Origin of the sequence: Streptomyces sp. NPDC092952 (genome assembly GCF_044754785.1) — a bacterium.
GTDB lineage: Bacteria > Actinomycetota > Actinomycetes > Streptomycetales > Streptomycetaceae > Streptomyces.
In genome coordinates this window covers 82844-103932 of the sequence record NZ_JBIVPT010000013.1, presented here as the reverse complement: position 1 = coordinate 103932, position 21089 = coordinate 82844, and the positions used below count along the sequence as shown (strand labels likewise).

The window sequence follows — 21089 nt, the reverse complement described above, 5'->3', positions numbered from 1 at the left end:
GAACCGAACGGCCTCCTCTCACCCACCGCAACCGGCAGGAGCGCTCCGTACGTCCGGAGCCGGGCCGCACCGCCGGGAAGCGGCCCCGGCCCGGACCGCACCGTGCGACTCCGCCCCGCGCCCGGGCGGCAGCCGGCACCTCCGACCAGGACCGGTCACCCTCACCACGGGACCACGCCGGACCGGGCGGGCATTACATAAGCTGGAGGGCATGGCCTACGAGATTCCGGTGACGCAAGCCCGGGCGGAGCTCGCCGAACTGATCAACCGAGTCGTCTACGGCGGCGAGCGCGTGGTGGTGACCCGCCACGGCAAGCCGTTGGTGGCGCTCGTCTCGGCCGCCGACCTGGAACGACTGGAGCGGGAGCAGGAGCCGGGGGCGGCCGGGGAGCAGGTGATCAGCTCGATCTCCTCGGTCGGGTCGGCGCCGTCCGTTCCCGGCGAACGCCAGCGCTTCGGCATCGCGGCGGAGCACCGCGAGCCCGGGGAGCGGCACGAGCCGGGCCGCTGAACGGCCCCGCGCCGACACCACCCCGGGGCGTGCCACCCCGGCGGTCCCTCAGTGCTCCCGGTCGTACGCCGCCAGCCAGGCGTCCTCCGCCGCGTAGTCGAAGAGCTTCTCCCCGTACGCCCGCAGCAGGGCGGGGAAGGCGTCCCGCCAGTCCCGGTCGGCCAGTCGCGCCGCGAGCCACTCGACCGTCCCGGGGAGCGAGCCGGCATAGTCCGTGACCGGCCGGTAGCCCAGCTCGCGCCCGGCCGCCGTCATGTCGTACACGATGGGGTGCGCGCCGCTCCACGGGGTCAGGCCGACGAAGCCCTCCTCCGGCATCCCCTCCCGCAGCACCGTCACCGTGCTGCGCCCCAGCACCGCGTCGACGGCCTCGCCGATCTCGGCGACCGTCGGCGCGTACGGGTCACCGGCGTTGAGCACCCGCGAGCCGGGCCGCAGCGCCGCCAGCCGGATCAGCTCGGCCAGATTGGAGACATGGACCGGGTGGAAACGGGCCTTGCCGCCGAGGGCGAGCACCCGCCGCTCCCGGCCGTCCAGCACCCGCTTCACGAAGTACAGCTCACGCGGGGAGCGGCAGTGCGGGCCGTGCACCGCCCCGGCCCGCAACAGTGTCACCGGCAGCTCTTCGCCGGCCGCCAGCAACTCGCGCTCCAGCTGGATCTTCCGCTTCCCGTACGTCGCGTCGCCCGGCGGCAGGGTGCGCTGCGACTCCGGCATCGGCACCGGATAGTGCGGCGCGCCGCCCGGCTGGCCGTGCGTGTCGAAGCTGCGGCCCCGGTCGTCCTCGTAGACCGCGCCGCTGGAGACGACCACCGCCGAGCCGATCCGGTCGGCGAGACCGGTCAGCTGACGGGCATGGCCCCCGTGGAACGCCACCATGTCGACCAGGAGGTCGCACCCCTCGCCCAGCGCCCCGGCGAGCGCCCCGTCCGCGTCCCGGTCCAGGGCGACCGTGCGCACCGCGCCGTCCCACCGCTCGTCCCGGCCGCCACCGAGCGAGGCGGCCGTCACCTCCCAGCCGTCCTCGACGAGCGCCCGTACGGCCACCCGTCCGATCTGTCCCGTCGCTCCCAGCACCCATGCTTTTCCTCGGCCCATGGGAGCGACGGTAGGGCGGATCCGCCGGGAATCGCGGCGGTGTTCACCCGGCGCGGATCCGCTCTCGGCGTCACCGTTCCGGGAACTCCGGGGCGGTGCCGGGTACGCCGCCCCGGTCAGTCCGTCAGATGCTCCAGGATGCGGTGCATCCCGCTGTTCCAGTTCTCCTTGAGCGCCGCGACGGCTGCGTCCAGGTCGCCGCGCTGGAGGCACTCCGCGATCCGCTCGTGCTCCTCTGCGGAACGCTCCAGGATGTCCTGGTCGCCCAGGGCCACCCGCTCGTACCGGTGCATCGTCACCTTCAGGGAGGTGATCAGCTTCATCAGCCGGTCGTTGGTGCAGCCGGACAGGAGGAGGTCGTGCCAGGCGTCGTCGTACCGCTCTATGACGTCGTGCGGGGCCTGCGGGGCCGAGAAGGCGCGGGCCTCCTCCAGCAGCCGGGGGGCCGCCGCCGCCAGATGCTCCGGATCGCTGGACTCCAGGGCGAGGGCCTCCAGCGTCGCGACGATCGCGGACAGGTCGCGGAACTCCTGCGCGCTGAGTGGCGTGAAGCGGAAGCCCTTGCCGCGCTCGCTGGTGATGACGCCCTCGCGCTCCAGCGTGATCAGCGCCTCGCGCAGCGGCGTGCGGCTGACACCGAGCTCGGTGGCGAGCTGCCCCTCGTTGATCGGTGAGTTGGTCGCGATCGTGCCGCGCCCGAGGCGCCTGATCAGTTCCTCCTTGACCTGTTCGCGCAGCGGGCGGTTCTCGATTGGCATGTGCGGCTGCCCTCCCCTTCGGTCCGGTCGATTATCCGCTACCGGGAAGTCACGCGGTACCGGCGCCGTCGACGGGGATGACCGCCCCGCTCAGGAACGCCGAGGCGTCGGAGGCCAGGAACGCCACGGTCTGCGCGATGTCGCGGGGCTGCCCGATCCGGCCGAGCGGCCGGTCGGCGGCGTCGGCGTAGAAGGCGTCGGCGCTCTCGCCGAGCTGGCGGGCCTCGTCGGCGAGCATTCCCGTCGCGGTGTCGCCGGGGCAGACGCAGTTGACCCGGATGTTGTCGGGGCCGTGATCGATGGCCATGGCCCGGGTCATGTTGACGACGGCGCCCTTGGACGCGCAGTACGAGACGGCCCGGCCGCCGCCCCGGATGCCCCATCCGGAGCCGGTGTTGACGATGGAGCCGCCGCCCCGTGCCGCCATCCCCGGTATCACCAGCCGGCTCATCAGCATCACCGAGCGGATGTTCACCGCCATCACCAGGTCCCAGTCGTCGTCGGTGATCTCGCAGACCGTGGAACGGCGGATGATGCCCGCGTTGTTGAAGAGGACGTCCACCCCGCCGAACCGCTCCTCGGCCGTGCGCACCACGGCCTCGCAGTCCTCGCGCCGGGACACGTCGCAGCGGACGAAGACGCCGCCGGTGTCCTTCGCGGCGCTCTCGCCGCCGTCCGTGTCGATGTCGGCGACCACCACCCGGGCGCCGAGTTCGGCGAGGACCTGTGCGGTGGCGCGGCCGATCCCGGCTCCGCCGCCGGTGACGATCGCGCGCTTGCCGTCGAGGGAAATCATGCTGGGCTCCTTGGTCACGGTGTCGAGGGGTACGTGCGGTGTTCAGCCGGCCAGGCGGTACAGCGCGGAGCTCCGCCGGCCGGTGATGACCGGGCGGTGGCCGGACAGCTCCGCGTCGAGCGCGTCGTCGCCGGTGTCGAGAAGAAGGGGGCGGCCCCCGAGCGCGGCCAGTTTCGCCTCGGTGCACAGGATCAGCAGACGCTCGCGCCCGCCCGCCGCCCGCAGGGCGCGCGGTGAGATCTGCTGGTTGCCCCGCCCCAGGAGGAAGCCCTGGCCGCCGATGGGGGAGAGGGCGACCCAGGCGGGCCCGAGCGTCAGGAGGTCGGCCTCGGCGGCCTCGCGGACCACGACCCGGGGCGGCCGGCCCGGCCGCAGCGCGACGACGTCCACGCCGGTGAGCGAGGTGTCCGCGCCGAGCGCCGCCGCCACCGCCCGGGTGGTGGAGCCGGGGCCGAGCACCAGCAGCCCCGCCCCGACCCGCTCGGCCACCTCCGCCGCGATGCCGCGCACCGCCTCCGGCGCGGCCGCGGTGGAACCGGTCTTGCGCTGCTGCACCCGGACCGGTACGTCGGGGACCGCCAGCCACCCGAAGAGCCGGGAGGCGACCCGGCCCCGGTCCAGGGCCTCCTCGTCGCGATCCATCACCTCGGCGTCCCGCAGCCGGACCGCGCCCGCGCGCTCCAGCCACGCCGCGGCGACCTCGCCCGCGGCGCGCGGGTTGACGGCGAAGACCGCCGAGTGCATCTTCACCCCGGTCGGTACGCCGAGGACCGGGCACCGCACGCCGTCCAGCGCGCCGAGCACGTCCCGCGCGGTGCCGTCGCCGCCCGCGAAGAGCAGCAGCTCCACTCCCTCGGCGACGACGGCCCGCACCGCGGCGGCGGTGTCCGCCGCCGAGGTGTCCCGCCCGGTGCCCGCGTCGTACACCACCCGCCCGGTGAGTCCGGCGGCGGCGACCGGGCCGGCGCCCAGGGGCCCGGCCGCGGTGACGACGACGGGCGCCCGGCCGGTACGGGCCGCGAGTTCGGCCAGGGCGGCGGTGGCCCGGGCCCCCGCCAGCGGGCGCGCGCCCCGCGCGAGCGCGGCGCGCGCCCGGTCCGGGCCGTCGGTGCCGCCCAGCCCCACCCGGCCGCCGAGCCCGGCGACCGGGTTGACCACCAGGCCGATCCGGGTCACCCCCGGTCCGTTTCGCCGAGCACCTTGCGGCGGTAGGCGCGCCAGGAGACCGCCCAGGTCGCGGGGGAGTCCAGCGCCTCCGGGCGGACCCGGTGGATCGCCGAGCGGTGGGGTGCGGTGCGCACCGTCTCCGGGTCCTCGTACGCCTCGCGGGCCACCTCGGCGAGGATCGCCGCGTACTCGTCGAGGTCGGCGCGGGTGTAGGACTCGGTGGGCTCCAGCGTCATGGGCTCGGGCACCACGTAGGGGTGGTGGCTGGTCCAGTAGTGCGTGCCGAAGTCGGCGGCCCGCAGGCCGAGGTCCTCGGAGTGCAGCCCGGTGTCCCGGTGGAGCTGCTCCCAGCTGTAGCGGACCTGCTCCACGCGGGGGCGGCCCTGCGCGTACGGCACCGACACCCCGGGGATCTGCCGCACCTTGTGGAGCAGGTAGTTGTTGTTGAGGACGGCCGTCTCGGCGGCGGCCCGCAGTCCCTCGGCGCCGAGCGACATGATCCAGGCGTACGCGCGGACCAGGTTCGGCACGACTCCGTAGAACGGCCGCATCTTGCCGACCGACTCCGGCCGGTCGTCGTCCAGCCGGAACAGCCCGGTGTCCGGGTCGCGTTCGACCGTCGGACGCGGCAGGTACGGGGCCAGCTCCTCGGTGACCGCGCAGGCCCCCGCCGCCGGGCCGCCGCAGGCGTGCGGCGTCGAGAACGTCTTGTGCAGGTTGAAGTGGCACAGGTCGAAGCCCGCGTCCCGGGCCCGGGTGATGCCGAGGATGCCGTTCGCGTTGGCCTGGTCGTACGAGCACAGGCCGCCCGCCTCGTGCACGATGCGCACGAACTCCTCGATGCGCGGGTTGTAGATGCCGGTGTCCTCGGGGTTGGTGATGAGGAGCGCCGCCGTGCGCGGGCCGACCGCCGCCCTGAGCGCCTCGATGTCCGGGTAGCCGTCCGCGTCCGGGTGGAGGGTGATGACCTTGAAGCCCGCCGTCTTCGCGCAGGCCGCGTTCGACGGATGGGAGAAGATCGTCGTGATGACCTCGTCGCGCCGGTCCAGCTCGCCGCGCGCGGCGAAGTAGGCCCGGATCATCGCGACGTTGGTGTAGATCGCGGCGGAACCGGCGCCCGGCTGGAGCGAGACCCGGTCCATCCCGGAGATCTCCTTCAGCAGCTCCTCCAGGCCGTGGATGATCCCGAGGACGCCCTGCACGGTGTCGGCGTCCTGGAGCGGGTGGAGCGCGGCGATCCGGGGGTCGCGGACGAACTGGTCGTTGACCTTGGGGCTGTATTTCATGGTGCAGGTGCCCTGGCCGACATCGATGTTGAGGTCGGCGCCCAGGTTCTCCTGCGAAAGGCGCAGATAGTGGCGGAGGACCTGCTGCTGGGACAGCTCCGGCAGGGCGGGTGGCGCGGCCCGGCGCAGCGCGGTCGGGACGGTCACCGGCTCGACGGCCGGGTCCGGGACGGGGACGAGCACGCCGCGCTCGCCCGGGGAGCCCAGCTCGAAGATCAGCTCCTCGTCCCAGGATGCCTGCCGGAACCGGCGCAGCGGCGGCTTGGCCGCGATGCGCGCCTGCTCGGGCTCCACGGAAACCGGTGTGTGGGCGGTCACTTGACGATCTCCTCCAGGGTCGCGGCGAGCCGGTCGATGTCGGCCTTGGTGTGGACTTCGGTGACGCAGTACGCGGCCTCGCGGGTGCCGGTCGGGGTGCCGCCGAAGATGCCCCGCTCCTTGAGCCCGGCACTGATCTCGGCAGCCGTACGGCCCCCCGTGTAGCGGACGGTGAAGTCGGCGAAGTGCAGGGCGTCGCCGTACGGGACCTCGATGCCCGGGACCTCGGCCAGGCGCCGCCGGGCGTACGCGGTGAGCGCGAGGATCGTGTCGCCGATCTCCCGCATGCCCTGCGGGCCCATCAGCGCGAGGTACACCCCGGCGCCGATGCCGTGCAGCGCGGCGGCGGTGCCGACCCACTCCTTGCCCTCCTCGCGCAGCGCGAACGAGGTCCGTTCGTAGGCCACGTCGCCGAAGCCGTACTCGCCCTCGACCGCCGTGGGGACCAGTCCGAACAGCCGGGAGGGGTACTCCGCGACGAGCCGCTCCTCGTCCCGGGTGGCGATGAAGCCCGCGTTGGATCCGCCGAAGCTCTGGTGCAGGCCGAGCGACTGGATGTCGCCGCAGGCGATGTCCGCGCCGTACGCGGAGGGCGGGGCGAGGACACCGAGGGTGAGCGGGTCGCAGCCCACCACGTACAGCGCGCCGGCGTCGTGGGCGAGCCGGGCGAGCAGCGGCAGCGCCTCGTCGACGATGCCGAGGGCGGAGGGCGCGTCCGCGTACACCGCGGCCGTGTCACCGGCGGCGAGCGCCTCGCGGACCGCGTCGAGGTCGGCGCAGCCGGTCGCCGGATCGACCGGGACCACCGTCACGTCGTGGTCGGGGCGTACGTAGTCCCGGATGCGGGAGAGCTTGTCCGCGTCGATCGCCGTGGCGACCACCAGCCGGCGGCGGCCGGTGATCCGGCCGGCCATCCGCAGGGCGGTCCCGGCCGCCTGGAAGCCGTCGTACACCGGGACGTTGACGACCTCCACGTCGAGCAGCTCGGCCATCATCGACTGGTACTCCCACAGCGCCTGGAAGCGGCCGTGGTCCTCGTAGGGCTCGCCCGCGTAGGCGGTGAGGAACTCGCTGCGGTTGACCACCTCGTCCACGACGGCCGGGACATGGTGCTGGTAGCAGCCCGATCCGAGGAAGCTCAGCACCTGCCGCGTCGAGGTGTTGCGGCCGAGCAGTTCCTCCATGTGCCGGGTGAGTTCGGCTTCCGAACGCAGGGGTTCGGGCAGGTCGAGGGGGCGGTGCAGCCGGACGGAGTCCGGGATGTCGGCGTAGAAGTCCTCGACGCTCGCGGCGCCGATCTCGTCCAGCATCGCCTGCCGCACGGCCGGTACGGCATTGGGGATGTACGGATGGGTGTACGGGGGGACGGGTTCCTGGGGTGGCGTCATGCCGCGCCTTTCGCGTGGGCCGACTCGGGCGGGTCGGTCGTGGACACAGCAGCAAAAGTCTTTGTGTGTACACCTCTTGACGGCAGCCTCCGTCATTCAGTGTTCTGAATACAGCATTAGGCATTCAGGCTCCAGGAGGCAAGAGTGTCAACACGACCCACCCGACGGGCCGTTCTGTCCACCGGGATCGCCACCGCCACGGCCGCCCTGGCCGGCGGATGCGCCATGGGCGGCACCGGCGGCGGCGCGAGCCGCGACCTCGGCGGCGGGAAGAAGGACGGAGGGGGCAAGGTCAGCGGGAAGATCACCGTCTGGTCGTGGGACGTGGCCGCCAACGCCCTCAAGCGCCTCGCCCGCACTTTCGAGAAGCGCCACCCCGGCACCACCGTCGCCGTCACCGACATCGGCTACGACAACGCCGTCGACAAGATCACCGTGGGCCTGCGCGGCGGCTCCGGCCTCGCCGACGTGCTCACCATCGGAGGCAGCCAACTGCCCCGCTACGCGGGCAACTTCCCCCAGGGCTTCTACGACATCGGCAGCCTCGGCGGCCGCTACGGAGGCGACTTCGACCGCGCCTCCTGGCGCACCGTCACCGGCCCCGGCCACGAGATCTTCGGCCTGCCCTGGGACATCGGCCCCTGCGCGCTGTACTACCGCAAGGACCACTTCCGCGCCGCCGGAGTCGACCCGCAGAAGCTGCTCACCTGGGACGACTACGTGGAGGCGGGTGTCCGCATCAAGAAGGCGACCGGCCACAAGCTGCTCATCATGGACACCACCAGCACCGGGATCCTGCCCACCCTCCTCCAGCAGCAGGGGCAGGCCTACTTCAAGAACGGCCGGGTCGCGGTCGACAGCCCCGAGGCGGTGAAGGCCCTCACCCTGATGAAGACCCTGCACGACCGGGGCCTCGTCGACTACGAGAAGGGCTGGAGCGGACTGGTCACCGGCACCAAGGAGGGCAAGGCATCCACCAACCCCACCGCCGCCTGGTGGACCGGCACCCTCACCGACGAGATGCCGGAACTGAAAGGCAGGTTCGGCGTGGTGCCGCTGCCCGGCTTCACCGCCGACGGCCCCCGCACCTCCAACGAGGGCGGCTCCACCCTCTGCGTCCCCGCCCAGAGCAAGAACCCCGAACTGGCGTGGGCGTTCATCGAGTTCGTCCTCACCGACCGGGCCAACCAGGTCTCCATGCTCAAGCAGGAGGGCCTCTTCCCCGCCTATCTGCCCGCCCTCGACGACCCGTACGTGGGCGCCGGGCAGGAGTACTTCGGCGGCCAGCGGGTCCTCGACCTGTTCGCCGGTCTGGCCCGCACCATCCCGCCGGTCGAGTACACCAAGGACGACGCGAAGGCCGTGGACATCATGGTCGCGGCCGTCACCGGGGTGACACTCCGCGGCAAGGACCCGCGCGCCTCCCTCGAATCGGCGGCCCGGCAGATCGCCGCGGCCACCGGCCGGGAGAGGATGAAGTAGCCCGATGGCCGTCACCACCGCCCCCGACCGGGCGGCCACCCCCGTCCGCGCCCCGGCCCACCGCGTCCGGCGCCGCCCCACCGCGTGGATCTTCGCCGGGCCCGCCGCCGCGCTCTTCGCGCTCTTCTTCGCCTACCCGCTCGGCGCGAGCCTGCTGCAGAGCTTCACCGCCGAGGACGCCGGATCCACCCGCTGGGTCGGGCTCGACCAGTACCGGCGGATGATCGACGACCCCGTGTTCCTGAAGTCGCTGGTCAACACCGGGGCCATCCTGATCGTCCAGGTCCCCGTCATGATCGGGCTCGCGCTCGTCCTCGCCGTCCTCCTCAACCAGTCCTGGCTGCGCTTCCGGGGCACCTGGCGCGCCCTCTACTTCCTGCCCGCCGTCACCACCCTCGTCGCCTACGCGGTCGTCTTCCAGGTGCTCCTCAAGACCGACGGCGGACTGGTCAACCAGATGCTCGGCGGCGTCGGCATCGGCGAGATCGACTGGCTCAACAGCCCCACCTGGGCCCGGATCTCCCTGATCCTCTCCCTGACCTGGCGCTGGACCGGCTACAACACCGTCATTCTGCTCGCCGGACTCCAGGCCATCGGCAAGGAGCAGTACGAGGCCGCGGCGATCGACGGAGCCGGCACCCTGTCCACGTACGCCCGGGTCATCCTGCCGCAACTGCGCCCCATCGTCCTGTTCTGCGTGATCACCTCCACCATCGGGACGCTCCAGCTCTTCGACGAGAACTACGTCCTCACCAAGGGCGGCCCCGACGACGCCACCCTCACCCCGGTCCTCTACCTCTACCGGATCGGCTTCCAGCAGTTCGACTTCGGCTACGCCGCCGCCATCGCCTGGGTCGTCGTACTCCTCATCGCCGCGGTCTCCGCCCTCCAGTACCTCGCCTTCGGAAGGGAGCGCCGCCGGTGACCGCCCTCCCGCAGAGCCCCGTGCGCGTCCACCCGGCCCGTCGCGCGGGCCGCCTGCTCGTCCGGCTGCTCCTCGCGGCCGGCGCCGTCGTCAGCCTGGTGCCGTTCCTCTGGATGGCGATCGCCTCGACCCACTCCACCTCGGAGCTCTTCCACTCGCCGCCGCCCCTCCTGCCCGGCGGCCGGCTGCTCGACAACCTCGTCCGGCTCCAGGACACCATCGGTTTCGGCCGGGTCCTGCTCAACAGCGCGGGCGTCGCGGTCGTCCACACCGTGCTCAGCACGCTGATCTCCGCCATGTGCGGCTACGGTCTCGCCAAGTTCCGCTTCCGCGGCCGGGGCCTGCTGCTCGGCGCGGTGCTCGCCACGATGATGATCCCGTTCCAGGTCCTGCTCGTACCGCTGTTCCAGATGATGGCGAGCGTCGGCTGGATCGACTCCTACCAGGCGGTGATCCTGCCGTTCCTGGTGAACTCCTTCGGCATCCTGCTGATGCGGCAGGGCTTCGTCGACTTCCCCGACGAGCTCCTCGAATCGGCCCGCATCGACGGCTCCGGCGAGGTGCGTACCTTCTACCAGGTGGTACTGCCCTGCGTACGCCCCCAGCTCGGCGCCCTGGTCATCTTCACGTTCATGGCGCAGTGGAACAGCTTCATCTGGCCGCTGCTCATGCTGAACTCCGAGGAGAAGTACACCGTGCCCGTGGCACTCAACACCCTCACCGGACTCACCCACGTCGACTACTCCGGACTGATGCTCGGATCGCTCCTCGCCACCCTTCCGCTGATGCTCCTCTTCCTCCTCTTCCAGCGGCAGTTCGTCGCCGGACTCCTCGGCGGGGCGGTGAAGGGATGAACGGCCTGACCCGCGTCCCCGGCCTCCTGTACGGCGGCGACTACAACCCCGAGCAGTGGCCGGAGGAGGTATGGGCCGAGGACGCCCGGCTGATGCGCGAGGCCGGCGTCACCGTGATCACCGTCGGAGTCTTCTCCTGGGCCCGGCTCCAACCGGGTCCGGACACCTGGGACTTCGGCTGGTTCGACCGGCTCCTGGACCTGCTGCACACCCACGGCATCGCCGTCGACCTGGCCACCGCGACCGCCTCGCCGCCCGCCTGGCTGATCCGGGCCCACCCGGAGATCCTGCCGGTCACCGCCGACGGCGTACGCCTCGAATTCGGCTCCCGGCAGCACTACTGCCCCTCCTCGCCCGACTACCGCGCCGCCGCGCTCCGCCTGACCCGCACCCTCGCCGAACGCTACGCGCACCACCCGGCCCTCGCGCTCTGGCACATCCACAACGAGTACGGCGACCACGTCACCGAATGCTTCTGCGCCCGCTCCGCCGCACACTTCCGCAGTTGGCTCACCGGGCGCTACGGCACGATCGACGCGCTCAACCACGCCTGGGGCACCGCCTTCTGGTCCCAGCACTACGGCACGTACGAGGAGATCGAACCGCCCCGCACCGCCCCCGGACCGGTCAACCCGACCCAGCTGCTGGACTGGCGCCGCTTCTGCTCCGACGCCCTGCTCGACTGCCACCGCGCCGAACGCGAGGCCCTGCGGGAACTCAGCCCCACCACCCCCGCCACCACCAACTTCATGTCGATGTTCAAGGCGCTCGACTACTGGGAGTGGGCCCGGCACGAGGACTTCGTCTCCGACGACGCCTACCCCGACCCCGCCGACCCGCAGGCCCATGTCAACGCCGCCCTCAACTACGACCTGATGCGCTCCCTCAAGGGCGGCCGCCCCTGGCTCCTCCTCGAACAGGCGCCCTCCGCCGTCAGCTGGCGGCCCGTCAACGTCCCCAAACGGCCCGGCCTGCAACGCCTCTGGTCCCTCCAGGCCCTGGCCCGGGGCGCCGACGGCGTCATGTACTTCCAGTGGCGGGCCTCCCGCGCCGGAGCGGAGAAGTACCACAGCGCGATGCTCCCGCACCGGGGCACCGCCTCCCGGGGCTGGCGGGAGACGGTCCGCTTCGGCGCCGAACTCGCCCGTCTCGGCTCCGTCGCGGGCGCCACCACCACCGCCGACGTGGCGATCCTCCTCGACTGGGACTCCTGGTGGGCGCTGGAGGCGGACGACCACCCCTCCGCCCGGATGCGCTGGCGCGACCTCCTGCGCCCCTGGTACACCGCGCTCCACACCCGCGCCGTCACCGTCGACTTCGTACCCCCGCATGCCGACCCGACCGGCTACCGGGCGGTCCTCGCCCCCAACCTCCACCTGCTGCGGACCGAGGACGCCGCACGGATCGTCGCCTACGTCCACGGCGGCGGCCACTTCGTCTGCGGCCCCTTCAGCGGCGTCGTCGACGGCCACGACCACATCCACGACGGCGGCGCGCCCGGCCCGCTGCGCGCCCTGCTCGGCGTCTGCGTCGACGAGTTCTGGCCCGTCCCGGACGGGGAGTCGGTGCCGCTCGCCTCCGGCGCCCGCGCCACCCTGTGGAGCGAGTGGATCGAGCCCGAGGGCCCGGACACGGAGGTCCTGGACACCTACGCGGCCGGTGAGCTGGCCGGCCGCCCCGCCGTCACCCGCCGCCGGCACGGCGCCGGCACCGCCTGGTACACCGGCGCCCACCTCGGCGACTCCATCGCCACCGTGCTCGGCCCGGCGCTCGACGTGGCGGGCGTACGCCCCGTGCTCCCCGACGTCCCCGAAGGCGTCGAGGCGACCGTACGCACCGGCGAGCACGGCAGCCACCTCTTCGTCCTCAACCACCGCGACCACCCGGCCCGCACCCCGCTCACCGGCCCCTGGGCCACCGGCGCCACCGACCTGCTCACCGGCGCCCCCGTCCACGGCCACCTCGACCTCGGCCCGCTCGGCGCCGCCGTCCTGCGCCTCGCCACCCACCCAGGAGAGACCGGAAAATGACCCGCTGGAGAGACCGGCACCCGTCAGCGCACCGCCCGGTGAGCGCCCTCACCGCGCTCCTCCTCGCCGGCTGCGCCCTCGCCGTCCCGCAGAGCGCCGCCGCCCACGACCGGCCCGCGCCCCCGCCCGCCTACGCCGACGTCCTCGACCTGCGCGGCACCCCCACCGCCGCCGAGCCCGGCGACGGCGAGGACAACAACCCGGTCAACGTCTTCGCCGACCGGGGCGCCTGGCACGCCTACGCCCTGCCGAAGACCGGCGACACCGACAGCTACGGCGGCTTCACCGGCCCCCTCTACATCGCCCAGGAATACCCCTGGTGGCTCAGCAGCTCCTTCAGCCGCATCCGGCTCACCGAGCAAGGCCGCCCCGTCGACCTGGCCGCCGGCTCCGCCCCCCGCTTCACCTCGCTGCCGGGCCGCCTCGTCCAGTCCTACGACCTCGGCGGCGGCCTGCGCCTCACCCTCGAACTCCGCTTCGCCACCGACCGCACCGCCCTGGTCGGCGCCGAACTCCGCAACACCGGCCGCACCCCGCGCACCCTGGACGCCGCGTGGACGGGCAGCCTGCTGCGCCCCGCCGACCGGCCCATGCGCGACGCACCCTCGCTGACCGCCACCCCCTCCGGCGTCGGCGTCGACTTCGCGAAGGTCCGCGAGACCTGGGACTACCTCACCGACGGCACGGAACGCTTCGAGGTCACCCACAAGGGCCGCGTCCGCACCACCGTCCACGGCGACACCTACCGCACCGAGGCCGAGAAGCCGGTCACCCTGGCCCCCGGCCGCTCGCACCGCTTCGACTGGACCGAGTCCTACACCTTCACCACCGCCGAACGCGCCGCCGAACGGGCCGGGGTCCGCTCCGTACTGGCCCGCCCCGAAGCCGTCGGCGCCGCCGCCGACCGGCGTTGGCGGGGCTATGTCGCCGGAGTCACCCGGGGTGTCCCCGCCGAGCGGCGGCGCACCGCCGTGAAGTCGCTGGAGACGCTCGTCACCAACTGGCGCAGCGCCGCCGGGCAGATCAAGCACGACGGCATCACCCCGTCGATCTCCTACAAGTGGTTCACCGGCGGGATCTGGGCCTGGGACACCTGGAAGCAGGCCGTCGGCACCGCGCGCTTCGACCCCCGGCTCGCCCAGTCGCAGATCCGCTCCATGTTCGACTGGCAGATCACCCCGGACTCCGCCACCCGCCCGCAGGACGCCGGAATGATCCCCGACGCCGTCTTCTACAACGACCCCTCGCGCGGCGGCGGCAACTGGAACGAACGCAACTCCAAGCCCCCGCTGGCCGCCTGGGCGGTCTGGGAGGTGTACGGGAAGAGCCGGGACAAGGGCTTCCTGCGCGAGATGTACCCGAAGCTCGCCGCCTACCAGGCGTGGTGGTACCGCAACCGGGACCACGACGGCAACGGCCTCGCCGAGTACGGTGCCACCGTCGATCCGGCCAACGGGTCCGCCGCCGACCAGCGCCTGGCCGCCGCCTGGGAGAGCGGCATGGACAACGCGCCCCGTTTCGACGCGGCCCTCGGCACCGGGGTCGTCGCCAACCGGGCCGCCGACGGAACGCTCCTCGGCCACTCCCTCGACCAGGAGTCGGTCGATCTGAACGCCTACCTCGCCGCCGACCAGGAGTACCTGGCGTCGATCGCGGGCGCCCTCGGCCGGACCGCCGACGCCCGGCACTGGAAGCGCCGCGCGGACGCCACCGCCACCGCCGTACGCACCCGGATGTACGACCCCGCCGACGGCTGGTTCCACGACACCGCGCTCGGCACCGGCGCCCCGCTCACCGACCGGGGCCGCGGCATCGAGGGCGCCGTCCCGCTCTGGACGGGCACCGCCTCCGCCGCCCAGGCCCGCGCCGTACGCGCGAAGCTGACCGACCCGGCCGAGTTCGCCACCGCCGTCCCCTTCCCGACCGTGGCGAAGAGCTCCCCGTACTTCGCGCCCACCCGCTACTGGCGCGGCCCCGTCTGGCTCGACCAGGCGTACTTCGCCCAGGGCGGGCTGCGCCGCTACGGGTACGGGAAGGACGCGGACGCCCTGACGGACCGCCTCCTGGACCGGGCCTCCGGGCTCGCGGGCGACGGGCCGATCATGGAGAACTACGACCCGACCACCGGGGCCCCGCTCAACGCGCCCAACTTCAGCTGGTCCGCGGCCTTGCTGCTGCCGATGCTCACCCGGGACCGGTAGGAGCCGGGAGGTACGGGGGCCGGCCACCGCGCCCCCGTACCACCCGGCCCACGAACGCCCTCAGCCCTTGAGACCGCCCGCGAAGCCCTTGATCACATAGCGCTGGAGCACCACGAAGACGATCAGGACCGGCAGCGCGGCCAGCACCAGCCCGGCGAAGACGAGCCCGTAGTCCGAGACGTACTGCCCGACGAAGGCGAAGACACCGACCGGCACGGTCTCCCGGGCGGAGCCTCCCAGGTACAGCAGCGGGGTGAAGAAGTCGTTCCACACGAACACCGCGTTCAGGATGATCACGGTGCCGGTGATCGGGCGCAGCAGGGGGAACACGATCCGGGTGAACGCCTGCCGGTGGTTGCAGCCGTCGATCAGCGCGGCCTGCGCGTAGTCCTGCGGCAGGGCGCGGACGAACCCGGTGTACAGGAAGACGGTGAAGGGCAGCTGGATGCCGGTGTAGAAGAGGACCATGCCCTGGTACGTGCCGAGCCAGCCGAGCCCGTCGACCAGCTTGTACAGCGGGATCATGCCGAGCTGGAAGGGCAGCACGATGCCCAGCAGGAACAGGACGTACAGCCCGTAGCCCAGCCCCCGGGCGCAGCGGGCGAGGTAGTACGCCCCGGTGGAGCCGAGGACGACCAGGAGCAGCAGGCTGACGGCGGTGATGACGGTGCTGTTGACCAGGGCGGGCCCCAGCGAGGCGGAGGACCAGGCGTCGCCGAAGTTGCCGAGGGTGGGCGGCGAGGGCAGCGACAGCGGGGACTCGGAGATCTGCCGGGGGTCCTTCATGGCCAGGGTGACCAGGGCGTACACCGGGAACAGGAAGACGACGGCGACGGCGGCCATCAGCAGTTCCAGGGCGTACCGCCCGACGGGCAGTGCGGGGCGCCGGCGTCCGGCGGCCGTGGGGGTGCTCATGCGGTGACCTCCCGCGCGCGCAGATAGCGGAGCTGGACCAGGGAGACCGCGGCGACGAACAGCGCGAGGACCAGGGCGACGGCGGTGCTGTAGCCGAACTTCCCGTAGACGAACGCCTCCTTGTACAGGACGGTCGACAGGGTCTCGCTGGAGGTGCCGGGGCCGCCGTTGGTGGCGGCGTAGACCTGGTCGAAGAGCTTGAGGCCGCCGATGGTCGACAGCATCAGATTGATGGTCAGCGCCGGGGCCAGCAGCGGCCAGGTGACGTAGCGGAAGCGCTGCCAGGAGCCCGCGCCGTCGATCCGCGCGGCCTCGTGGAGTTCGGCGGGCACCCCCTGGAGCCCGGCGAGGAAGACCACCATCGAGTAGCCCGCGTACTGCCACACCACCATCGCCGCGACGGACCACAGGGCGAGCGAGGGATCGCCCAGCCAGTCCTGGCGCAGCGAGCCCAGCCCGACGGCGCCGAGGAGGCCGTTGAGACCGGCGCCGTTGTCCGGGTTGTAGATGTACTTCCAGAGGATCGCGACCATGACGGGGCTGACCACGGCCGGTGCGAAGAAGATCAGCCGCAGTAGGGCCCGGGACCTGATGTTGGCGTGGACGCCGAGCGCGAGCAGCAGTCCGATGCCGTTCTGGACGACGACCACGGCGACGGTGAGGAGCAGGGTGTTGGCGACCGACTCCAGGGCCCGGTCGTCGGCGAGCAGCTCGCGGAAGTTGTCCAGGCCGGTGAAGGAGAAGCCGCCGATCCCGGACCAGTCGGTGAAGGCGTACATCACCCCGGCGAGGCTCGGATAGAGCACGACGACGGCGTAGACGACGAGCGCGGGGGCGACGAAGAGCCACGGCGGCACGGTGTGGTCGCGGCGGCGGGCCCGGCCGCCGGTACGCGGACCGGACGCGTCCCGCCCCGTCGCGTCCGGGGTGGTCTGTTCGAAGGTGCTGGTCACGACTTCTTCCCGTACGCCTCGTCCATCTGGCCGAGTGCCCCGTCGACGTCCGTCTTGCCCGCGAGGAGGTCCTGCACGGCGGCGAAGTGGGCGGGCTGCACCTCGGCGTTGGGCCAGCTCTGGTCCATGAACGGCACCGCCCGCCCGGCGTCGATGACGGGCAGGAAGCCGTCGAGGGCGGGATCGGTCCTCGTGGTGGCGCCGCGTTTGAAGGGGATCGCCGCCACGGACTGCGCCCAGCGGTCGATGTTCTCCTGCTTCCCGAGGAACTCCACGAACTCCTTCGCCCCGTCCTTGCGGGACCGCGCGGAGACCCCGAGCCCCACGACGATGCCCGCCGGGATCCACAGCTTCCCGGGGTCGTCCCCGCCGGGGAAGGGGAACATCCCCAGGTCTTGCGGGTCGCGCGCCGCCTGGCGGAAACTGGCCAGTACGGCGGAGACCTGCACGGCCATCGCGGCCCGGCCGCTCGCGACCATCGAGGTCTGCTGCTCGTACGTCGTGCCGTTGGGGTTCTCGTTGAAGAAGCCGCGGCGCTGGAGCTCCTGGTACCTGCCCAGCGCGTCGGCCCACCCTGAGCCGCGGAAGTGCGCCTTGCCCGAGGCCATGTCCGCGTCGAAGCCGGGGTTCTTCGCGTAGACGGCGTTGGGGACGAGGGCGTACGTGATCAGCTGGGTGACCCAGGGGGTCTGGGTGCCGAGCGCGATCGGGACGATGCCCTTGGCCTTGAGTTTCGCGCAGACGTCGAGGAGTTCGTCCCAGGTCCTCGGCGGCTCGACCCCGGCCCTGGCGAAGGCCTTCTTGTTGTGGATGGCGCCGATGACGCTGCTGCCCGCCGAGTAGAGATACGTCTTGCCCCGGTACCGGTACGCCGGGTGGAAGTTGGCCGGCACCTCCTTCGTCCAGGGCTGGTCGCTCAGGTCGGCCAGCAGCCCGGCCCGGGCCAGCTCGACCATGGACATGGCGCTGCCGCTGCCGGGGTAGAGCACGTGCACATCGGGGGCGTTGCCACCGGCGAGCTGGGTGCGCACCACCGTCTGGACCTGGTCGGTGGGGGCGAAGGAAGTGGTGAACGCGGAGTCGGGGTGGGCCTCGCGGTAGCGGGCGATCAGTTCCTCGACCGGCTTCTGCTGGTCGGCGACGCCGACGACGCGGACCTTTCCGGAACCGCCGCCGGAGGTCGAGCAGGCGGTCAGTACGGGCGGCAGGGCGGCGATCGCCGCGGCCCCGCCGCCGATCCGGAGGAATCCCCGGCGGCCGACCGCGCGGTGTTCCGGCCAAGAGTGAGAACCCGTGGTCATGGTGTTTCCTCCTCGTGCGAGCCTGAAGCGCGTCGGCCGGGTGCGGGCGGCGCGGACGGCCGGCGGGCCCCGGGAGTTCCGGAGCGGCCCTCGGCCGGGGGATGGGCGGCGGTGAAGCGGTAGGAGCCCGATGCCACCTGGTAGAGCACGTGGTCGGGGGCGACCCGGATCCGGGTGAGGTGCGGGTCGCCGGGGTCCGGTACCAGCCCCGATTCACGGACCGAGCCGGGGTCCGTGGTCGGCAGGTGCACCTCGGCGGTGGCCCCGGGCGGCACCGTGAGGCGCAGGGCGATCAGTCCGCCGCGCCGCTCCCAGGTCACCGTGACGGTGCCGCGCACCGATTCGTGGCGGGCGCTCGCATGGCGCAGACCGCCGGGGCGCGGCCTGATCCGCAGCTTCCGGAACCCGGTGGAGTCCGGTGCCTGGTCCAGGCCCGCGACGCCCCGGTACAGCCACTCGCCGATCGAGCCGAGCGCGTAGTGGTTGAAGGAGTTCATCGACGGCGCCCGGAACCCGGCGTCGGGAGTCCAGCCGTCCCACCGCTCCCAGATCGTGGTGGCGCCGTGCCGCAGCGGGAACCGCCACGACGGCACCTCCTCGCGCAGCAGCAGTGCGTGGGCGAGGTCGGCCCGGCCGTGGGCGTCGAGGACGGGGGCGGCGAGCGCTACCCCGAGGAAGCCGGTCCGCAGCGCGGGCCCGGCCGACTCCACGAGCTCGGCGAGCCGGCGGGCTGCACCGGCGGCCTGCCCGTCGGGCAGCAGCTCGAAGGCGAGCGCGAGGAGGTAGCCGGTCTGGGTGTCGCCCGCGATCCGCACGGCCGCCCCGTCGCCCGTTCCGTCGGCGGTGACGAAGCGTTCGGCGAACGTGCGGCGGATCTCCTCGGACAGCCGGCGGTAGCGGCGCTCCGGCTCCGGCCGGCCCAGCACCCGGGCGGCCTCGGCGGTCAGCCGGGCGCTGTGCGCGAAGTACGCGGTGGCGACGACCTCGCGCGGGGTGGGGGTGCCGGGGGCGAGCCAGTCCGCGAAGTGCGGGCCCACCCGGTGACGCCAGACCAAATCCGGATTGTGACGGTGCACCAGGTCGACCCAGGCGCACATGGCGTCCAGCGACCGGGCGAGGAACCGGGGGTCGTCGTAGCTGCGGTACAGGTGCCAGGGGACGATCACCCCCGCGTCGGCCCAGCCGGGCGCGCCCTCGTCGGCCACGCCCACGAGGCGCGGGGCCACGTTGGTGAAGCCGCCGTCCGGGGTGCGGGCGTCCCCGATGTCGCGCAGCCACTTGGTGAAGAAGGCGGCCACGTCCGCGTTGAGCGCGGCGGTCGGGAGGAAGACCTGGGCGTCGGCCAGCCAGCCGAGCCGCTCGTCGCGCTGCGGGCAGTCGGTGGGCACGCTGACGAAGTTCGAGCGCTGCCCCCAGGCCACGCAGTCGTACAGCCGCCGCAGCCCCGCGTCCGAGCAGTCGAACTCCCCGGCCCACGGGGTGTCGCTGTGCAGGACCACGGCCACCACGTCCGCCTCGGCCAGCTCGGCGAGGCCGCTGATCTCCGCGTACCGGAACCCGTGGTACGTGAAACGCGGCTCGAACACCAGGTGCTCACGGCCGTCCCCGACGAGCACGTCGGTCGCGGCGGCGGTGCGCAGGTTGGCCGTGTACAGCTGCCCCGTTCCGTCCAGCACCTCGGCGTGCCGGATCACCACCCGTGCTCCGGACGGGAGGTGACGGACGGTCAGTCGTAAGCGCCCGGCGAGATTCTGGCCGAAGTCGACGACGTGGACGCCGGAGGAGTGACGTTTCACCGAACGGGGGCGCAGCTCGGCCATCGCCCGGACCGGCTCGTCGGGGGAGGCCACGAGGGATCCGTGACCGGTGTCGGTGACCACGGCGGACGGCCAGCCGGAGTCGTCGAAGCCGGGCAGCTCCCAGCCCTCGGCGGCGTGGCGCAGATCGTGGCACTCGCCCATCAGCAGATCGGCGTGGCGGATCGTTCCTGTGGCGGTGCGCCAGCTCGCGTCGGTGGCGACCACGGCCTCCGCGCCGTCCGGCCCGGTCAGCCGGAGCTCGGCCAGGAACTGCGGGAACGAGCCGTAGTGGGCGCCGGACCGGCGCGGCTCGAACCCCACGAACCCGCTCCACCAGCCGTCGGCCACGGTGGCCGCGAGGACGTTCTCGCCCTCCCGGAGCAACGCGGTGACGTCGTACGTCTGGTACTGGACGCGGTGGCGGTAGTCCGTCCAGCCTGGGGCCAGCTCGGCGTCGCCCACCCGCTCCCCGTTGAGCCGCAGCTCGTACAGGCCGCGCGCGCTGACGTGGACGCGGCCGCGGGCGCCCGCCGGGGCGGTGAAGGACCGGCGTAACAGGGGGCAGGGGGCGAGCCCGTGGTCGTCGAGCGCGAACTCGCCCTCGGTGGGCGCGTCCATGACGTCGACGGGGCGCGGCCCCTGGGCGATCCACACGGCGCGCCACTGATCCGCCCGGGTGAATCCGGTCTCGAACCACGAGTCGGCCTCGCCGGGCGTGCCGGATCCGGCCGACCATACCGACACCCGCCAGTGGAAGCGCGTGAGGCCCGCCAGCACCGGTCCCGCGTAGTCGACCGCCGCCGCACCGGGATCGGCCACCCGGCCGGTGTCCCAGAGGAGTTGACCGCCGTTGTCCAGATCCTCGGCGCACCCGGCGACCCGGACCCGGTACGCCACCGGGTCGTCGCCCCGGAGATCGGAGGCCAGCCGCCAGGAGAGGCGGGGGGCGGGCTCGTCGATCCCCAGCGGGGTGGTGCGGTGCTCGCAGCGCAGCGCGTACGGCCGCAGCCTCCGGACACCGGACACGAGCACGTCCTTTCGTCGTACCGAATTTTCCGATGTGAAATCTAACGTTAATTCTGTGGCGTGGAGACTAGGAGCACGCTCAAAGGGTGTCAAGAGTGTCGCCGCGCTGTTGCCGACCACTCCGGAAATGGTCGATGTATCCCCAACTAACCGCCCGCGAACGGCAAAATGACCATGCGCGAGTAGTCTTGTGGCGCATGATTCCCCTGTGATATTCACGCTGTGATTACCACATGGACGGGCGTGAAATCACGCGCCGATCCCACCTCGTACCGGACGGA

At 72.6% G+C, this 21089-nt stretch carries 16 protein-coding genes; 6 read left to right on the top strand and 10 right to left on the bottom strand.

The genetic code is table 11. The features are described 5' to 3' along the window. The first annotated feature begins 211 nt into the window (after window positions 1-211). A complete protein-coding gene (locus tag ACIQGQ_RS26805) occupies window positions 212-511 on the top strand; it encodes a type II toxin-antitoxin system Phd/YefM family antitoxin (RefSeq protein WP_402399931.1) in 300 nt (99 codons plus the stop codon). Between the two features lie 48 nt (window positions 512-559). Here ACIQGQ_RS26805 and ACIQGQ_RS26800 read toward each other — a convergent pair whose 3' ends face one another. The 6 genes from ACIQGQ_RS26800 to gcvPA all read right to left on the bottom strand — a co-directional run bounded on the left by ACIQGQ_RS26800 (window position 560) and on the right by gcvPA (window position 7322). After that, window positions 560-1609 carry an NAD-dependent epimerase/dehydratase family protein gene (locus ACIQGQ_RS26800; RefSeq protein ID WP_402399928.1) on the bottom strand — a complete coding sequence of 350 codons (1050 nt, stop codon included), beginning with the start codon at window positions 1607-1609 and terminating at the stop codon, window positions 560-562. A 116-nt stretch (window positions 1610-1725) separates the two neighbouring features. Beyond that, window positions 1726-2367: a GntR family transcriptional regulator gene (locus ACIQGQ_RS26795; RefSeq protein ID WP_366295556.1), complete on the bottom strand. Its 642-nt coding sequence runs from the start codon at window positions 2365-2367 to the stop codon at window positions 1726-1728. 49 nt (window positions 2368-2416) lie between these two features. Next, a complete protein-coding gene (locus ACIQGQ_RS26790) occupies window positions 2417-3163 on the bottom strand; it encodes an SDR family NAD(P)-dependent oxidoreductase (RefSeq protein WP_402399924.1) in 747 nt (248 codons plus the stop codon). Window positions 3164-3205: 42 nt separating this feature from the next. Beyond that, window positions 3206-4339: an ATP-NAD kinase family protein gene (locus ACIQGQ_RS26785; protein WP_402399921.1), complete on the bottom strand. Its 1134-nt coding sequence runs from the start codon at window positions 4337-4339 to the stop codon at window positions 3206-3208. Beyond that, complete coding sequence (gene gcvPB, locus ACIQGQ_RS26780) at window positions 4336-5934, bottom strand: aminomethyl-transferring glycine dehydrogenase subunit GcvPB (protein ID WP_402399918.1); 1599 nt, start codon at window positions 5932-5934, stop codon at window positions 4336-4338. Before gcvPB ends, ACIQGQ_RS26785 begins: the two co-directional genes overlap by 4 nt. Beyond that, window positions 5931-7322, bottom strand: coding sequence for an aminomethyl-transferring glycine dehydrogenase subunit GcvPA (gene gcvPA / locus ACIQGQ_RS26775; RefSeq protein WP_402399915.1), 1392 nt, complete (start codon window positions 7320-7322; stop codon window positions 5931-5933). The genes gcvPB and gcvPA overlap by 4 nt, the downstream gene beginning before the upstream one ends. A 144-nt stretch (window positions 7323-7466) precedes the next feature. Here gcvPA and ACIQGQ_RS26770 point away from each other — a divergent pair, with 144 nt between their 5' ends. Genes ACIQGQ_RS26770 through ACIQGQ_RS26750 form a run of 5 tightly spaced genes read left to right on the top strand, consistent with a single transcriptional unit; the run spans window position 7467 to window position 14814 of the window. Next, window positions 7467-8804, top strand: a complete 1338-nt coding sequence (locus ACIQGQ_RS26770) for an ABC transporter substrate-binding protein (RefSeq protein WP_402399913.1) — start codon at window positions 7467-7469, stop codon at window positions 8802-8804. 4 nt (window positions 8805-8808) lie between these two features. After that, a complete protein-coding gene (locus ACIQGQ_RS26765; RefSeq protein ID WP_402399910.1) occupies window positions 8809-9729 on the top strand; it encodes a carbohydrate ABC transporter permease in 921 nt (306 codons plus the stop codon). Beyond that, complete coding sequence (locus ACIQGQ_RS26760; RefSeq protein ID WP_402399907.1) at window positions 9726-10583, top strand: carbohydrate ABC transporter permease; 858 nt, start codon at window positions 9726-9728, stop codon at window positions 10581-10583. The genes ACIQGQ_RS26765 and ACIQGQ_RS26760 overlap by 4 nt, the downstream gene beginning before the upstream one ends. Further along, window positions 10580-12613 (top strand): beta-galactosidase, encoded by a 2034-nt coding sequence (locus tag ACIQGQ_RS26755; RefSeq protein ID WP_402399904.1) that lies wholly within the window; start codon window positions 10580-10582, stop codon window positions 12611-12613. The genes ACIQGQ_RS26760 and ACIQGQ_RS26755 overlap by 4 nt, the downstream gene beginning before the upstream one ends. Beyond that, on the top strand, window positions 12610-14814 hold the full coding sequence (locus ACIQGQ_RS26750) for an MGH1-like glycoside hydrolase domain-containing protein (RefSeq protein WP_402399901.1): 2205 nt from the start codon (window positions 12610-12612) through the stop codon (window positions 14812-14814). The genes ACIQGQ_RS26755 and ACIQGQ_RS26750 overlap by 4 nt, the downstream gene beginning before the upstream one ends. 60 nt (window positions 14815-14874) lie before the next feature. On the opposite strand, the gene ACIQGQ_RS26745 is transcribed toward ACIQGQ_RS26750, so the two are convergent. Genes ACIQGQ_RS26745 through ACIQGQ_RS26730 form a run of 4 tightly spaced genes read right to left on the bottom strand, consistent with a single transcriptional unit; the run spans window position 14875 to window position 20808 of the window. After that, entirely contained in the window at window positions 14875-15729 is an 855-nt protein-coding gene (locus ACIQGQ_RS26745; RefSeq protein WP_402399898.1) for a carbohydrate ABC transporter permease, read from the bottom strand. Then, window positions 15726-16682 carry a carbohydrate ABC transporter permease gene (locus ACIQGQ_RS26740; protein ID WP_402399895.1) on the bottom strand — a complete coding sequence of 319 codons (957 nt, stop codon included), beginning with the start codon at window positions 16680-16682 and terminating at the stop codon, window positions 15726-15728. The genes ACIQGQ_RS26745 and ACIQGQ_RS26740 overlap by 4 nt, the downstream gene beginning before the upstream one ends. Continuing rightward, window positions 16679-17983, bottom strand: coding sequence for an extracellular solute-binding protein (locus ACIQGQ_RS26735; protein ID WP_402399892.1), 1305 nt, complete (start codon window positions 17981-17983; stop codon window positions 16679-16681). Before ACIQGQ_RS26735 ends, ACIQGQ_RS26740 begins: the two co-directional genes overlap by 4 nt. After that, window positions 17980-20808: a family 78 glycoside hydrolase catalytic domain gene (locus ACIQGQ_RS26730; RefSeq protein WP_402399889.1), complete on the bottom strand. Its 2829-nt coding sequence runs from the start codon at window positions 20806-20808 to the stop codon at window positions 17980-17982. Before ACIQGQ_RS26730 ends, ACIQGQ_RS26735 begins: the two co-directional genes overlap by 4 nt. Window positions 20809-21089: the final 281 nt, after the last annotated feature.

Excerpts from the sequence above, each read along its gene's own strand:
- ACIQGQ_RS26805 (WP_402399931.1), top strand. The coding sequence starts at position 212 with ATGGCCTACGAGATTCCGGTGACGCAAGCCCGGGCGGAGCTCGCCGAA.
- ACIQGQ_RS26800 (WP_402399928.1), bottom strand. The coding sequence starts at position 1,609 with ATGGGCCGAGGAAAAGCATGGGTGCTGGGAGCGACGGGACAGATCGGA.
- ACIQGQ_RS26795 (WP_366295556.1), bottom strand. The coding sequence starts at position 2,367 with ATGCCAATCGAGAACCGCCCGCTGCGCGAACAGGTCAAGGAGGAACTG.
- ACIQGQ_RS26790 (WP_402399924.1), bottom strand. The coding sequence starts at position 3,163 with ATGATTTCCCTCGACGGCAAGCGCGCGATCGTCACCGGCGGCGGAGCC.
- gcvPA (WP_402399915.1), bottom strand. The coding sequence starts at position 7,322 with ATGACGCCACCCCAGGAACCCGTCCCCCCGTACACCCATCCGTACATC.
- ACIQGQ_RS26765 (WP_402399910.1), top strand. The coding sequence starts at position 8,809 with ATGGCCGTCACCACCGCCCCCGACCGGGCGGCCACCCCCGTCCGCGCC.
- ACIQGQ_RS26755 (WP_402399904.1), top strand. The coding sequence starts at position 10,580 with ATGAACGGCCTGACCCGCGTCCCCGGCCTCCTGTACGGCGGCGACTAC.
- ACIQGQ_RS26750 (WP_402399901.1), top strand. The coding sequence starts at position 12,610 with ATGACCCGCTGGAGAGACCGGCACCCGTCAGCGCACCGCCCGGTGAGC.
- ACIQGQ_RS26745 (WP_402399898.1), bottom strand. The coding sequence starts at position 15,729 with ATGAGCACCCCCACGGCCGCCGGACGCCGGCGCCCCGCACTGCCCGTC.
- ACIQGQ_RS26735 (WP_402399892.1), bottom strand. The coding sequence starts at position 17,983 with ATGACCACGGGTTCTCACTCTTGGCCGGAACACCGCGCGGTCGGCCGC.